This window comes from Pelomonas sp. Root405 (assembly GCF_001425165.1).
Classification (GTDB): Bacteria; Pseudomonadota; Gammaproteobacteria; order Burkholderiales; family Burkholderiaceae_C; genus Pelomonas.
In genome coordinates, this window is the sequence record NZ_LMDU01000012.1 from 60789 (window position 1) to 74623 (window position 13835).

The 13835-nt window shown below is 68.1% G+C and carries 10 protein-coding genes; 2 read left to right on the forward strand and 8 right to left on the reverse strand.

Features of this window, described 5'->3' with window-relative positions; translation table 11 throughout:
• Positions 1–21: 21 nt before the first annotated feature.
• The 7 genes from ASC81_RS13095 to ASC81_RS13125 all read right to left on the reverse strand — a co-directional run bounded on the left by ASC81_RS13095 (position 22) and on the right by ASC81_RS13125 (position 9830).
• On the reverse strand, positions 22–1608 hold the full coding sequence (locus ASC81_RS13095) for an aldehyde dehydrogenase (NADP(+)) (protein WP_056267720.1): 1587 nt from the start codon (positions 1606–1608) through the stop codon (positions 22–24).
• A 14-nt stretch (positions 1609–1622) separates the two neighbouring features.
• Positions 1623–3377, reverse strand: a complete 1755-nt coding sequence (locus ASC81_RS13100; RefSeq protein WP_056267725.1) for an IlvD/Edd family dehydratase — start codon at positions 3375–3377, stop codon at positions 1623–1625.
• 116 nt (positions 3378–3493) lie between these two features.
• Positions 3494–4447 (reverse strand): family 43 glycosylhydrolase, encoded by a 954-nt coding sequence (locus ASC81_RS13105; protein ID WP_056267728.1) that lies wholly within the window; start codon positions 4445–4447, stop codon positions 3494–3496.
• A gap of 317 nt (positions 4448–4764) precedes the next feature.
• Positions 4765–7635 carry a TonB-dependent receptor gene (locus tag ASC81_RS13110; RefSeq protein ID WP_056267730.1) on the reverse strand — a complete coding sequence of 957 codons (2871 nt, stop codon included), beginning with the start codon at positions 7633–7635 and terminating at the stop codon, positions 4765–4767.
• A gap of 319 nt (positions 7636–7954) precedes the next feature.
• Positions 7955–9199, reverse strand: a complete 1245-nt coding sequence (locus ASC81_RS13115; protein ID WP_056267732.1) for an AGE family epimerase/isomerase — start codon at positions 9197–9199, stop codon at positions 7955–7957.
• The gene (locus ASC81_RS13120; protein WP_056267735.1) at positions 9189–9422 is read right to left on the reverse strand and encodes a DUF2805 domain-containing protein; all 234 of its coding nucleotides are present in this window, start codon (positions 9420–9422) and stop codon (positions 9189–9191) included. The genes ASC81_RS13115 and ASC81_RS13120 overlap by 11 nt, the downstream gene beginning before the upstream one ends.
• A 12-nt stretch (positions 9423–9434) precedes the next feature.
• Positions 9435–9830, reverse strand: a complete 396-nt coding sequence (locus ASC81_RS13125) for a DUF2177 family protein (RefSeq protein WP_056267738.1) — start codon at positions 9828–9830, stop codon at positions 9435–9437.
• Positions 9831–9982: 152 nt separating this feature from the next.
• On the opposite strand from ASC81_RS13125, the gene ASC81_RS27895 reads away from it, so the two are divergent.
• Together ASC81_RS27895 and ASC81_RS13135 are read left to right on the forward strand one after the other, a co-directional pair.
• On the forward strand, positions 9983–10753 hold the full coding sequence (locus ASC81_RS27895; RefSeq protein WP_056267741.1) for an alpha/beta fold hydrolase: 771 nt from the start codon (positions 9983–9985) through the stop codon (positions 10751–10753).
• On the forward strand, positions 10750–12540 hold the full coding sequence (locus ASC81_RS13135; protein ID WP_235533653.1) for an ATP-dependent DNA helicase RecQ: 1791 nt from the start codon (positions 10750–10752) through the stop codon (positions 12538–12540). The genes ASC81_RS27895 and ASC81_RS13135 overlap by 4 nt, the downstream gene beginning before the upstream one ends.
• A gap of 23 nt (positions 12541–12563) precedes the next feature.
• Here the strand turns inward: ASC81_RS13135 and ASC81_RS13140 are convergent, their stop codons facing one another.
• Positions 12564–13826, reverse strand: a complete 1263-nt coding sequence (locus tag ASC81_RS13140) for an acyl-CoA dehydrogenase family protein (RefSeq protein ID WP_056267743.1) — start codon at positions 13824–13826, stop codon at positions 12564–12566.
• Between the last annotated feature and the right edge of the window lie 9 nt (positions 13827–13835).

Genomic DNA, 13835 nt, shown 5'->3' on the forward strand with positions numbered 1-13835 from the left:
TTCTGTCAGGGCTGACGCGTCTTAGTTCCGCGTAAGGGCACCATCACGGCGCCGCCAGACGCCACGCTCGTTCGGTTCTCTGAGTACCGCCGGCAGCAGCGCACGCGGCATGTTCTGGTAGCAGACGGGGCGCAGGAAGCGCTGGATGGCCGCGGTGCCGACGGAGCTGCTGCGGCCGTCGCTCGTCGCTGGGAAGGGGCCGCCGTGCACCATGGCCGTCGACACCTCCACGCCGGTGGGATAGCCGTTGGCCAGGATGCGGCCAACCTTGCGTTCCAGCGCCGGCAGCAGGCGACGGGCGGCGGCCAGGTCGGCCTCGTCGTCGTCCTGCAGTTGCAGCGTGGCGGTCAGCTGGCCTTCCAGACCCTCGATGACGGCGAGCAGTTCGTCCAGGTCCCAGCAGGCGACCAGCAGCGAGGCCGGGCCGAAGATCTCGGACTGCATCGCGTGGTTGGCCAGGAAGGCCGCGCCCGTGGTCTTGAACAGGCTGGGCGCGCCTTGGCAGCCGCTCGATGTGCTGCGCAGCAGCGTGTCGACGGCGGGCTGGCCGGCGAGCTGGTCCTCACCGCGCTGGTAGGCGCCGGCGATACCAGGGGTCAGCATGGTGGCGGCCGGCACGGGCTTGAGGGCCTCCGCGGCGGCGGCCGCGAAGCGGTCGAAATCCGCGCTGGCCAGACCCAGCACGAGGCCGGGGTTGGTGCAGAACTGGCCGACGCCCATCGTCAGCGAACCCGCAAAGCCGGTCGCGATCTCGGCACCGCGTGCCGCCAACGCGCCGGGCAGCACAACGACCGGGTTGATGCTGCTCATCTCGGCGTAGACGGGAATGGGCTGCGGGCGGGCTGCCGCTGCGGCCATCAGCGCCGTGCCGCCGCTGCGCGAGCCGGTGAAGCCGACGGCCTGGATGGCCGGATGGCGCACCAGCGTGTCGCCGATGCCGTGCCCGCTGCCGGTCAGCAGCGCGAAGACACCGGCGGGCAGCTTGCTCAGGCGCACGGCCTCGACGACCGCGCGGCCGACGAGTTCCGACGTGCCGGGGTGGGCCGAATGCGCCTTCACGACGACCGGGCAGCCGGCCGCCAGCGCGGCAGCGGTATCGCCACCGGCGACCGAGAAGGCCAGCGGGAAGTTGCTGGCGCCGAACACGGCCACCGGACCCACGCCGACGAAGCGCAGGCGCAAGTCGGGCCGGGGGGGCGTGCGTGTGGGCAGGGCGGTGTCGATGCGGGCGTCCTGCCAGCTGCCTTCGCGCAGCAGCTCGGCGAACAGCTTGAGCTGGTTCATCGTGCGGCCACGCTCGCCCTCCAGGCGGGCGCGCGGCAGGCCGGTCTCGGCCATCGCGCGATTGATGAGATCGTCGCCCAGCGCCAGGATCTGCGCGGCGATCTGCTCGAGGAAGTCGGCACGCTCCTGGTCCGTCGTGGCACGGTAGGTGTCGAAGGCGGCGCCAGCGAGGGCGCAGGCTTCGGCCACCTGGGCGGCGTCAACCGCGTGGAAGTCGGGGCCGAGCGCTTCGCCCTTGCTGGGGTCGAACGCCTGGAAGGCAGCGCCGTTGCCGCGCACCGGCTCGCCGCCGATCAAGGCCAGGCCCTGGATGGTGTTGCTCATGGAGAACCTCGGAATCAGTGAGAGTGGCGCGGCACGGCCGAGCCGCGCTTGCCGCGCAGGAAGTCGAAGTCGCAACCTTCGTCGGCCTGCAGCACATGCTGCACATAGAGCTGGCGGTAGCCGCTGGCGTCCTGCGGGTCCACGGTTTGGGCGGCGGCCCAGGCGGTCAGGCGAGCGTCCAGCTCGGCTTCGGTGATGTCCAGGTGCAGGCGGCCGGCAGCGCAGTCCAGCTCGATGTAGTCGCCTTCCTTGACGACGGCGAGCGGGCCGCCGGCGCGCGCCTCGGGCGCCACGTGAAGCACGACGGTGCCGTAGGCGGTGCCGCTCATGCGGGCGTCGGAGATGCGCACCATGTCCTTCACGCCCGCGGCCAGCAGCTTGGGCGGCAGGCCCATGTTGCCGACCTCGGCCATGCCGGGGTAGCCCTTGGGGCCGCAGTTCTTCATGACGAGGATGGAGCTGGCGTCGACCTCCAGGTCCGGGTCGACAATGCGTGCCTTGTAGTCCTCGAAGTGCTCGAAGACGACGGCGCGGCCGCGGTGCTTCATCAGCTCGGGCGTGGCCGCCGAGGGCTTGAGCACGGCGCCGCGCGGTGCCAGGTTGCCGCGCAGGATGCAGATGCCGCCATCCTTGATGAGCGGGTTGTCGATCTGGCGGATGACTTCGTCGTCATAGATGGGCGCGTCGACGACATTGGCCCACAGCGTCTTGCCGTTGACGGTCAGTGCGTCCTTGTGCGGGAGCAGGTCGGCCTCGCCCAGGCGGCGCAGCACGGCGGGCAGGCCACCGGCGTAATAGAACTCTTCCATCAGGAAGCGTCCCGAGGGCAGCAGGTCCACGACAGTGGGCGTGCCGCGGCCAATGCGCGTCCAGTCTTCCAGCTCCAGGTCCACGCCGATGCGGCCGGCAATCGCCTTCAGGTGGATGACGGCATTCGTCGAACCACCGATGGCCGCGTTGACGCGGATGGCGTTCTCGAAGGCTTGCTTGGTCAGTACCTTGGAGAGGGTCAGCTCTTCCCACACCATCTCGACGATGCGCATGCCCGACAGGTGGGCCAGCACATAACGGCGTGCATCGACGGCAGGAATGGCGGCGTTGTGCGGCAGCGAGGTGCCGAGCGCCTCGGCCATGCAGGCCATCGTCGAGGCCGTGCCCATGGTGTTGCAGGTGCCGGCCGAGCGCGAATGGCCCGCCTCGGCGGCCATGAAGTCGTGCATGCTCAGCTCACCAGCCTTGACCTGCTCGTGCAGCTGCCACACGGCCGTGCCTGAGCCGATGTTCTTGCCATTGAGCTTGCCGTTGAGCATCGGCCCGCCGGTGACGACGATGGCCGGCACGTCGACGCTGGCCGCGCCCATCAGCAGGGCGGGCGTGGTCTTGTCGCAGCCCACCAGCAGCACGACGGCGTCCATCGGGTTGCCGCGGATGCTTTCCTCGACGTCCATGCTGGCCAGGTTGCGCGTCAGCATCGCCGTGGGGCGCAGGTTGGACTCGCCGCTGGAGAACACCGGGAACTCGACCGGCCAGCCGCCGGCTTCGATGATGCCGCGCTTGACGTGCTCGGCCAGCTTGCGGAAGTGAGCATTGCAGGGCGTCAGCTCGCTCCACGTATTGCAGATGCCGATGATCGGCTTGCCGTTGAACTCGTGGTCGGGGATGCCCTGGTTCTTCATCCAGGAGCGGTACATGAAACCGTTCTTGTCCTGGGTACCAAACCACTCCGCAGAGCGCAGCTTGACCTTGCTTTTCTTGTCCTCAGTCGTCATGTCTTGTCTCGGTGTCGTTCTGGCGGCAGGCAGATGTGCCGGTTCGGAACGATGCTAGGAGCCGAGGGAATTGCAATCCAATCAATTTCCAAGGTGTACCGATGTTGTTTTGGATATCAGTCGAGGCGGGAAGGCCGGCCAAAGACCGGCATGCCGTCGGCCGACCACCGCAATGGCTTCACGAAGGTGTGGCGGTCGGGGTTCCAAAGCGGGTCGCCGACGATCTCTGTATAGGTGCGGGCGTGATAGACCAGCAGCACCTCGTCCGGGTTGCCCGTCGCTGTGAAGCTGTTGTGGCCGGGGCCGAACACGCTGTCCTCCCCCGCGCTGCGCATGACCGGTTGGGCGGACTTGTGCCAGCTCGCCGGGTCCAGCAGGTCGGCGCCCTCGTCGGCCCACAGCAGGCCCATGGCGTAGTTCTCGTCCGTCGCGCTGGCCGAGTAGCTGATGAAGACTCGGCCGGGGCGTTGCAATACGGACGGCCCTTCATTGACGAGGAAGCCGCGGCACTCCCAGTCGTACTCGGGACGGCTGAGCAGCACCGGCTTGCCAGCCAGCTGCCAGGGCGTCTTCATGTGGGCGATGTACAGATTGGAGTTGCCCGGGATGGCCGGATCCTTCTGGGCCCACAGGTAATAGAGCTGGCCGCGATGGGTGAAGGTGGTCGCATCGAGGCAGAAGCTGTCGATGCCCGAATCGACCTGGCCCAGGAATTCCCACGTGCCACCGAGCGGATCCGTCGCCTGGTTGCGGATCGCATACATGCGGTGCTGGAACATGCCGAGGTGGTCCAGCGCCCGCGTGTGCGCGGCAGCGAAGTAGACATACCAGGCGCCGTCGTTGAAATGCAGTTCGGGCGCCCAGATCAGCTCGGAGTACGCGCCGGTCTCGGGCTTGTGCCAGACGTCGAACACCGGCGCATCGGCCAGGCCTTCGATGCTGGTGGCGCGGCGCACCTCGATGCGGTCGTACTCCGGCACCGACGCGGTGAAGTAATAGAAGCCGTCGCCGTGGCGGCTGATGTGGGGGTCGGCGCGCTGGCGGATCAGGGGCTGGATCAGGTCGGACATGGCAGTTACGGTGAGGCAGGGATCAGCGGCGGAGTGGTTCCGCTCGTGTCCCCCGGGCCGCTACGTGACCCTCCTCCTTTACCTCGCTGCACCCCTTTGCCACTGCGCTGTGCAGACACCAGTGGCTTGACTCAACGAGTAAAGCGCGTGCCGGATCGAGACGGCTGGGCGCCCTGCGTGGCGAGGTCAAGGCGGAGGCCCGCGCAGCGGGCCGAAAGACACGAGCGGAGCAGGGCGCCCAGGCGGCTCGATCAGCGATCAAGAGAATGGGCGCTGCCCAGGACCGCGGCAACGCCCTGCTTACCCCAGAGGCCGACTTACAGCTTCCAGCGGAAACCGACCGACACCGAGCGTCCGATCTGGACCGTACCGAAGTTGGTCAACTCGGGGCTGCCCGCGTCGCCGAACTTGTAGTACTGCTGCTGCATCTCGTTGGTCAGGTTGACGCCGCTGATATCGAACGCCATACGGTCGTTGAGGTTGTACGTCAGCTGGACGTCCACGCTCTTTTCCGGCTGGCGCCAGATGCCGATCGGGTTGGCGAACAGCGCGGCTTCGTTGGCGGCCAGGAAGCTGGAGCGTTTGACATAGGACAGACGCGCGCCGACGGGGCCCTTCTCGTAGGCCAGCGTGGCATTCCACGACAGCTTGGACACGCCGAAGAACGGCGACTCCAACTGCGAGACGATCTGGCCGGCGTTGTTGGCCGTCGGCACGTTCTGCGACGATGTCAAACGGGTCACGCTGCCCTGGAAGCCCAGGCCGTCGAGCAAGCCCGGCAGGCCCTTCGGGAAGTAGATCGCACCGAGCTCGACGCCGCTGATCTCGCCGTCGGACGCATTGACCGGCGAGCTGATGACGTAGTCATAGCCGTTGCTGTGGTCGCCGCCGGAGGTCGAGTTGCGGAACGGGTCGTCGGCCGGACCGACGCGGATGCGGCGACGCAGCGGTACGACCAGGCCCTCGATCTTGCGCTGGAAGACGGTGCCGTAGAGGGCGCTGTCCTTCTGGAAATACCACTCGCCCGTGAGGTCGAGGTTCTTGGAGCGCGTCGGCTCCAGGCCGGGGTTGCCGCCGCTGCCGCCGCCGTAGCCGACCCGCGAAACGTCGTCGCTGAGTTGCAAGACCGGGTTCAGATCGCCGAAGCCCGGACGACGCAGCGTTTCACCGTAGTTCAAGCGCACCAGCACGTCCTTGACCGGCTCGTAGCGAAGCGTCAGGCTGGGCAGGAACTTCCTGGCCGTCTTCTCGGCGCTCTTAGGCGTCACGACCTTGGTGGTGGCATTGACCTCGTAAGCGGTCATGCCGGTATTGACCTGCACATAGCGCACGCCGAAATTGGCGCGCAGCGGGCGGCCGAACACACGGTGTTCGCTGTCCGCCATCAGGAAGAGATTCGTGGTGTCTTCCTTGACCTGGAAGGTCTTTTGCAGGCTCAGCTTGTCGGTCGTCTGGAAGTTGGGATCGGCCGCGCTGTACATCTGGCGCCACTGGTCGAGGTTGTCCCGGATGTAGTAGGCATTCGGCTCGATCCAGGCGCGCGGGACGTCCGAGATGTCGGTGCCGAAGTTCGAATTGACGTGGTAGTAATTCGCGCCCAGCGTGGCGAGGTTTTTACCCAGGAAGCCCGACTGCGTCCGGTTGGCTTCAGACGCCTTGCGGCTGTCGAAGCGCACGCCGAAATGCAGCGTCTTGAGCGGACCCCACTCGGCGTCGTAGGCACCGTTCAGGCTGGCGGTCGCGGCGCTGCCCTCGTTTCGGTTGGCGTTGTCGTAGAACTGCGCCACGTTCCACTTGGCAGGGTCCACCAGCTCGGCGTTGTTGTTGAACTTGAAGGCCGTGTTGCCGCCACCTGAATTGAAGTCGACGGTGATCGAAGGCGCCACGCGATCAAGGCGGGTGGCCGTGAATTCCGAATGGAACTTGCTGGTCTGGTACGACACATCGCCGTCCAGCCGCAGACGGTCGCCGAGGTTCCACTTGCCGTTCAGCGCGTAGACGTAGGAATCGGTGGCCGAGGTGAGGTAGTCGCCGCTGTTGAAGCCGTAGACATCATTCACGGTCCGCGTCTTGATGACGTTTGTTCCCGGGAAGGTGGTGATGGTGCTCGCGGGGTTAGGGCCGAGGCTGCCCCACCAGTCGACGAAGCTGAACAGCAGCTTGTTGAAGGCCTTGTCGCGATAACCGTTGTACATCGCCTCGAACGTGTAGACGGCATCCTCGTTCGGTTGCCACTGCAATGCGAGGTTCGCGGCCGGGCGCTCGCGCTGGCCCTCGACGTCGCTTTGGAAAACCGCGTCACGCGCCAGGTAATAGGGGTGTTGGGTGCCGCCGAAGTTCAGTGTCGAACCGGCCTTCTGCGGCAGGCCGGTATAAGTCCCAGGCGTCCAGACGTTGTTGTCGAAGATGCGCTGCAACGGGGTATAGCCCGCCGGCACCTCAGCAGCATTGGGGCTGGTGAAGGGCACCATTGCGCCGGGCGTCACGCTTTCGTTGCGATAGTCCGTCTTGACCATCGACAGATTGACCAGCGCACCGAATTCACCAGCGTCGGTCTTCCAGCGGTTGCTGGCCATACCGCTCAGCTGCGGGTTCCACTTCTTCGCCGGGTCGAGATAGGTCTCACGCGCCAGCAGCGAAAACTTGGAGCCCTTAAAATCGAACGGGCGCAGCGACTTGACGTCGATCTGGCCGGCGATGCCGTTCTCCAGTTGGCCGGCGTCGCGCGTCTTGTAGACGTCGATCTGGCGCACCAGGGTCGACGGGATGTCCTGCAGTGCCACCTGCGTGCCGGACGCGGTGAAGATGTTGCGGCCATTCCAGGTGGTTGCCACGTCGGGCAGGCCGCGGATGGAAATGGCGCCGACTTCGCCGCCCGCGCGGTTGGTGACCTGGATGCCGGTCACGCGCTGCAGCGCTTCGACGACGTTGTTGTCCGGCAGCTTGCCGATGTCTTCAGCGACGACCGATTCCACAACCTGGTCATTCGTGCGCTTGTTCGCCAGGCTTTTGGTCAGGGAAGCCCTGACGCCGGTGACGACCACCGTTTCCAGCGCCTCACCCTTGGCGGCTTCCTGCGCCAGGGCGGTGGTGGACAGGGCGGCGAGCGCGGCGGCCGCGGTCAGGCTGAGAGCGAAGCGCTGCGAGTCAGCGCGCGCATGCCGCGGCGCCAGGGCTGGCTTGTTCATCTTGTGTCTCCGGAATCGTTATTGGGAATCGACCAACCCTTCAGCCGTCCTGAGTCGCTCTGAAGGCGCCTGTGGCTGGGGTCTGAATTCATGCTAGGGGGCCGACCGATTCGCGACTAATCACATTTTTGGACTTCTCGATGCTGGCTTTGGCATCGCGAATCCGGGTAAGCCACTAGCGTTCCCAGGAGACGGGCCGGCGCCTTCCGTGGCCCGGCCGAGCGAAGAACAACATCAGCGCACGGCCGATGTAGAGCTTGAACAACACCGCGCCGCGGCCGGGTTCACAGCGCCAACCGTGCTGCGCGCCGAACCCGCCTCAGCTCGCGACCTTGAGCGCCGCCTGGTGCAGGCGAACCATGTGGTACGGGTCGGGCTGCTCGTCCTTGCAGCCGCCGCTCTTGCAAGGCAGGGCGTCGGCCATGCGCCAGCCGCCATGCTCGGCGTCGACGAGCTGGTCCTTGACCAGCGCTTGCGTCTGCTCGTAGCGCCGCCAAAGGTCGGTGCGGCCCGTCGCCTGGGCGGCCACGAGCAGCGCATGCATGCACTCGGCCTGCTGCCACCAGCCCTTGCGCATGTCGGCCTTGCCGCCGTCCGGGAAGGCGCGAACGCCGCAGCCACCGTCGATGTCGTCATAGCCCGCCGACACGGCATAGGCCAGCAGGCGTTCGGCGACCTGCGGGTAGACCGGCGAGACGGGCGCGCCGGTCGTCAGCAGATGGCTCCATTCGAACTGATGGCCGATGTCGATGTAGCCACCGGCCGCTTTGGTGGGAAGGGGCTTCCAGGCCTCGTCGTACCACTCGGCAACGAAGGCGCCGCCGCCCTCGGATTCGCCCTGGCCCTGCAGCAGCTTGTAGGCCACGAAGTCGCCCAGCCGCCGCGCACCGGCCTCGGCCAGCTTGTCGCCGCTGGCCCCACGCAGGCAGAGCAGGGCCTCGAACATGTGCATGACAGGGTTCTGCGTGCGGCTGCCGGGGATGGGCTTGAACTCGCGGTCGCATTCATTGAACAGGCCGCCGGCCGGGTCGCCGAAACCGAGCTCGATCTCGCGCCACGCCTGCTGGGCCGCGTCGCGGTAGCGTTCGTTGCTGCTGACACGATAGACCTCGGCCAGCGCCAGCAGCGCGAAGGCATGACCGTAGGCGCGCTTGACCGCTGCGCGCGGGCTGCCGTCGACCGCCACGGTGTGGAAGAAGCCGCCATGCACCGGGTCGCGGAAGCGCTCCAGCAAATAGTCGGCGCCGCGCCGTGCCACCGCCAGATAACCCGCGTCCTGGATGAACTCGTGCGCGGCCGCAAAGGTGTAGACGAGGCGGGCCTGGGCGGTCAGCTCCAGCTCCGGCTGCGGCAAGGCCTTCCAGGCCCGGTCGAAACGCGTCTGGAAACTGCCGTCAGGCCGCGGCGCATGCTTGTGCCAATGCAGCAGCAGCGCTTCAAGATCGTCGCGGTGCCAGCCCTTGTCGATTCGGTTGCGAAATCGGTCGTCCGGGTCGGTGCACGCGGCCAGCGCGGCCAGCAAGGCCAGCACCGGGCGGCGCCCGAGCGCCAGATCAGCGGCCATGGGGCCAGGTCGCCTTTTTCGTCGGCCCCTTGCTCGCCCGGCCGCGCGCGGCCCAGAGCTTGTAGGCCGCCGGGGTCAGCTCGCGCTTGAGCAGGGCGACCAGCTCACCATGGCCGATGCCATGCGTGAGCAGCACCTTGGTGTAGGGCGGCGCGTCTTCGAAAGCGGTGGCGATGACGCGCTTGACGTCGTCGGGACTGAGTTTGGGTGCGGGCTTGGCCATCCCGCGATTCTGTCAGTCCCAGCGATGTGCCGCCCATGCCGCAGCCGCACCGGCGAGCGTGCTGGCAAAAGTGCCCCATGCCGTGTCCACCAGCGCGAGCTTCAACGGCCAATGCCGCAGCGTGGCCATGTTGGTCAGGTCGTAGACACCATAGGCGACCAGGCCGACCAGGGCGGCGCGCGCGATCTGCATGCCCATAGGTTGGCCGGCCGGGAAGATGGCCAGCGCCACCAGCGCGGCGGGATAGGCGAAATAGAAGATCAGCGCTGGTGCCCAGCGAATCTGCTCGGCCATCTGCGCGCCCATCTCCTGGCGGTAGAAGTCCTTCGCAAGCCAGCCCAGCCACAGCGCGTCCAGCACGCCCATGACGAGCAGGGCGGCGAGATAGGGTTTGAGGAAGCTGCTCATGGTGGGCGGGAGTGTGCCGGGCGGCGCACCGCGCCCTGCGTAGGAAGGCGCCGCGTCGCCGCCTGTCCTACAGCGGCTGTGGCGGCGGGCTGGCACCGCGGCGCTCTGCCGCACCGCAGCATGTGTCCAACTCATTTCGAGGCCCCACCGCCATGACCTCCCCCGCTTTCCCCCTGTCTCGCAAGCCCGGCGGCGCCGAAGCCAGCGCCCCGAGCCGGCGCCCCGCCCTGTCGCTGCTGGCGTCGGAGCCTGCACGGGCCACGCTGGAAGCGCTGCAGGCCCTCGGTCATTGGCGCAACGCGCCCGAGCAGGTCGGCGACGGCCACACCGTCGTGCTCTTTCCCGGCCTGGCGACCGACGGCCGCACGCTGTGGCCGCTGCGCCGCCACCTGGAGCGCGCCGGCTTCCGCGCGATGGACTGGGGACAGGGTTTGAACACCGGCCCCAGCGGCGATGCGGATGAATGGCTGGACCAGCTCGCCGGGTCGGTACAGCAGCGCATCCTGCCGGCCCGCGAAGTCAGCCTTGTGGGCTGGAGCCTTGGCGGCTTCTATGCCCGCGAGCTGGCCAAGCGCTGGCCCGACCGCGTCAACCATGTCATCACCATCGGCACGCCGTTCAACGGCAGCGCCGACGACACCAACGTCGGCTGGCTGTTCCGCCTGCTCAATGGCAAGCCGCCGCCGAACGAGGCCGAACTGCGCAAGCGCCTGGCCGAACCGCCGCCCGTGCCGACGACCTCGCTCTACAGCCGCCGCGACGGTGTCGTGGCATGGGAGGCGTGCACCCACGCGCGCCGCTTCAGGCATGTCAGGGACATCGAAGTGCAGGCCAGCCACATGGGCATGGGCTGGGCGCCCGAGGTGTTGGACCAGGTGAGCGGCCTGCTGGCCCCACGACGCGACCGGAAAGCCGCAGCGTGAGCGCCGTCGCCACCCTGCAGACGCCGGGCCCGGCGCCGGCGCCGGACGACGACTCGCCGCGGCCCGGCCCGGCACCCGTGCCCGAGAAGCTGCCGCCGCGCGAGCCGGTGGTGCCGGTCAAGCTGCGCACGACGCTCAGGCGGGTGTTCGGCATGCACTCGCTGCGCCCTGGCCAGGGCGAAGTCATCGCGCGCGTGCTGGCGGGCAAGAACACCTTGGCCGTCATGCCGACGGGCGCAGGCAAGTCGCTGTGCTACCAGTTGCCCGCCGTGCTCAGCGAAGCGCTGACCATCGTCATCTCGCCGCTGATCGCCTTGATGAAGGACCAGTGCGACACGCTCGAAGCGCGCGGCGTCGTTGCGCGCCAGCTTCACTCGGCGCTGGACGCCAACACCCGCCTGGAGGCCGAGGCGCTGCTGACGCGCGGCGCCGTTCGAGTGCTGTTCACGACACCCGAACGCCTGGCCGACGGCCGCACGCTGACGCTGCTGCAGGGCCAGCGCGTGGGCTTGCTCGTGGTGGACGAGGCGCACTGCATCTCGCAATGGGGCCACGACTTCAGGCCGGCCTTCAGCGCGCTGCGCGACGCCCGCCGCGCCCTGGGCCGCCCGCCCGTGCTGGCACTGACTGCCACGGCCTCGGCACCGGTGCAGCGCGAGATTGCCGAGGCCTTCGACATCCCCCGCGACGGCGTGCTCTGCCACGGCGTCTACCGTCCCAACCTGCGCCTGGCCGTCGAGCTGCCGCAGACCGAGCAGGAACGGCGTGAGTTCATCCTGCGCCGGGTCAAGGCGCTGGTCCCGAACGCCGGCAGCGCCATCGTCTACTGCGCCACCGTGCGCGAGGCCACGGCCTTGCACCGCCAGTTGCGCGACGCCGACGTGGCAGCCGGCCTCTATCACGGCAAGCTGCCTGCCGCCGAGCGCACGGCCGCGCAGGAAGCATTCATGAACGACACGACCCGCGTCATGGTGGCGACCAATGCCTTCGGCATGGGCATCGACAAGCCCGACATCCGCCTTGTGCTGCATGCGCAGATGCCGGCCTCCATCGAGGCCTATGTGCAGGAGTTCGGCCGCGCCGGCCGCGACGGCGAGCCGGCCGACGGCGTGCTGCTGTTCCGCGAGGGCGACCGGGCGCTGCAGCAGTTCTTCGCCGGCGGCCAGGCGCCGTCGCGCGAGGAGCTGAGCACGGTCTGGCGCGCCCTGGCCAGCCAGACGCCGCAGGGTGGCTGGCTGCCGGCCGCGCTGGCCGAAATGGTCAGGCTGCCGCAGCGCCGCCTGGACAGGGTGCTGGCCGGCCTGCGCGCCGTGCGCGCCTTGCGCGGCAACGAAGCCACGGGGCTGAAGCCGGCCACGCGCCGCGACCCGCAGACCGTCGTGGACGCCGCGGAGGCCGCGGCGCAGCAGCGCCAGCAGAACGACCGCGACGGCCTGGCGGCTATGGTGCTGTATGCCAAGGCCGGCGGCTGCCGCTGGGCCGGCGTGCTGGCGCACTTCGGCGAGACGCTGGACGCCAATGCCGGTTCAACGGGCCGTTGCGGCCATTGCGACAGCTGCGCACGCTTCGAGCGCCTGCTGGCGGCCGAGCGCAACGAGCCCGCCGCCGAAGCAAAGGCGCCGCCGGTCGCAGCAGCCGCCTTTGCGCCCGGTCAGCGGGTGCGCGTGCGCCGCTTCGGCTGGGGCGAGGTGCGGGCCTGCACGGCCGAGGTGGTGCGCATCGATTTCCCGCGACATGGGCAGCGGGACATCCATCCGGACTTCGTTCTGGCCACAGCCAGGAAGTAGAGCGGGGATGACCCGCCAGCGGGTCATCCGCCGCGCGTGACCGGCATTTGGACGTCGCCAGTCGGCAGCTTCATGTGGCTGGCCAGCTCCAGCTTGGCCAGCGAGTTGCGGTGCACCTCGTCCGGACCATCGGCCAGACGCAGCGTGCGCTGGTGGGCAAACATCATGGCCAGCGGCGTGTCCTGCGAGACGCCCGCGCCGCCGAACACCTGGATGGCCCAGTCGATGACCTGCAGGGCCATGTTGGGCGCGACGATCTTGATCATCGCGATGTCGGCCTTGGCGACCTTGTTGCCGACCGTGTCCATCATGTAGGCGGCCCGCAGCGTCAGCAGGCGCGCCTGCTCGATCATGCATCGTGACTCGGCGATGCGCTCCTGCGTGACGGTCTGCTGGGCGATGGTCTTGCCGAAGGCGGTGCGGGCAATGGCGCGTTCGCACATCAGCTGCAGCGCACGCTCGGCCGCGCCAATGGAGCGCATGCAGTGGTGGATGCGGCCCGGGCCGAGGCGACCCTGCGCGATCTCGAAGCCGCGGCCTTCACCGAGCAGGATGTTGGCGGCCGGCACGCGCACGTTCTTCAGCTCGACCTCCATGTGACCGTGGGGCGCGTCGTCATAGCCGAACACCGACAGCGGGCGCAGCACGGTGATGCCAGGCGCGTCGGCGGGCACGACGATCATGGACTGCTGCTCGTGGCGACCGGCCTCGGCGTTGGTCTTGCCCATGACGATGTAGACGGCGCAGCGCGGATCGCCGGCGCCGCTGCTCCACCACTTGCGGCCGTTGATGACGTAGTCGTCACCATCGCGCTCGATGCGGCACTCGATGTTGGTCGCGTCGCTGGACGCCACGGCCGGCTCGGTCATCAGGAAGGCGGAGCGGATCTCGCCGCGCAGCAGCGGCTCCAGCCACTTGTCCTTCAGCGACTCGGAGGCGTAGCGCTCCAGCGTCTCCATGTTGCCAGTATCGGGAGCCGAGCAGTTGAAGACCTCGGGCGCCCAGAACACGCGGCCCATGATCTCGCACATGGGCGCGTACTCGAGGTTGGACAGACCCTCGGGCGCACGCGTGGACTTGGGCAGGAAGAGGTTCCACAGCCCGGCCGCGCGCGCCTTGGGCTTGAGCTCTTCGATGACCCGGGTCGGCACCCAGGGATTGCCGGCGCGGCGGTTGGCTTCGACCTCCTCGAGATAGCGGCGCTCGTTGGGGTAGATGTGCTCGTCGAAGAAGGCGAGCAGGCGCTCGCGCATTTGCGCAACCTTGGGGCTGTAATCGAAGTTCATGGCGCGGCT

Bases quoted from the DNA above. Each gene is read 5' to 3' on its own strand.
- ASC81_RS13095 (WP_056267720.1), bottom strand. From the start codon at position 1,608: ATGAGCAACACCATCCAGGGCCTGGCCTTGATCGGCGGCGAGCCGGTG.
- ASC81_RS13100 (WP_056267725.1), bottom strand. From the start codon at position 3,377: ATGACGACTGAGGACAAGAAAAGCAAGGTCAAGCTGCGCTCTGCGGAG.
- ASC81_RS13105 (WP_056267728.1), bottom strand. From the start codon at position 4,447: ATGTCCGACCTGATCCAGCCCCTGATCCGCCAGCGCGCCGACCCCCAC.
- ASC81_RS13110 (WP_056267730.1), bottom strand. From the start codon at position 7,635: ATGAACAAGCCAGCCCTGGCGCCGCGGCATGCGCGCGCTGACTCGCAG.
- ASC81_RS13115 (WP_056267732.1), bottom strand. From the start codon at position 9,199: ATGGCCGCTGATCTGGCGCTCGGGCGCCGCCCGGTGCTGGCCTTGCTG.
- ASC81_RS13120 (WP_056267735.1), bottom strand. From the start codon at position 9,422: ATGGCCAAGCCCGCACCCAAACTCAGTCCCGACGACGTCAAGCGCGTC.
- ASC81_RS13125 (WP_056267738.1), bottom strand. From the start codon at position 9,830: ATGAGCAGCTTCCTCAAACCCTATCTCGCCGCCCTGCTCGTCATGGGC.
- ASC81_RS27895 (WP_056267741.1), top strand. From the start codon at position 9,983: ATGACCTCCCCCGCTTTCCCCCTGTCTCGCAAGCCCGGCGGCGCCGAA.
- ASC81_RS13140 (WP_056267743.1), bottom strand. From the start codon at position 13,826: ATGAACTTCGATTACAGCCCCAAGGTTGCGCAAATGCGCGAGCGCCTG.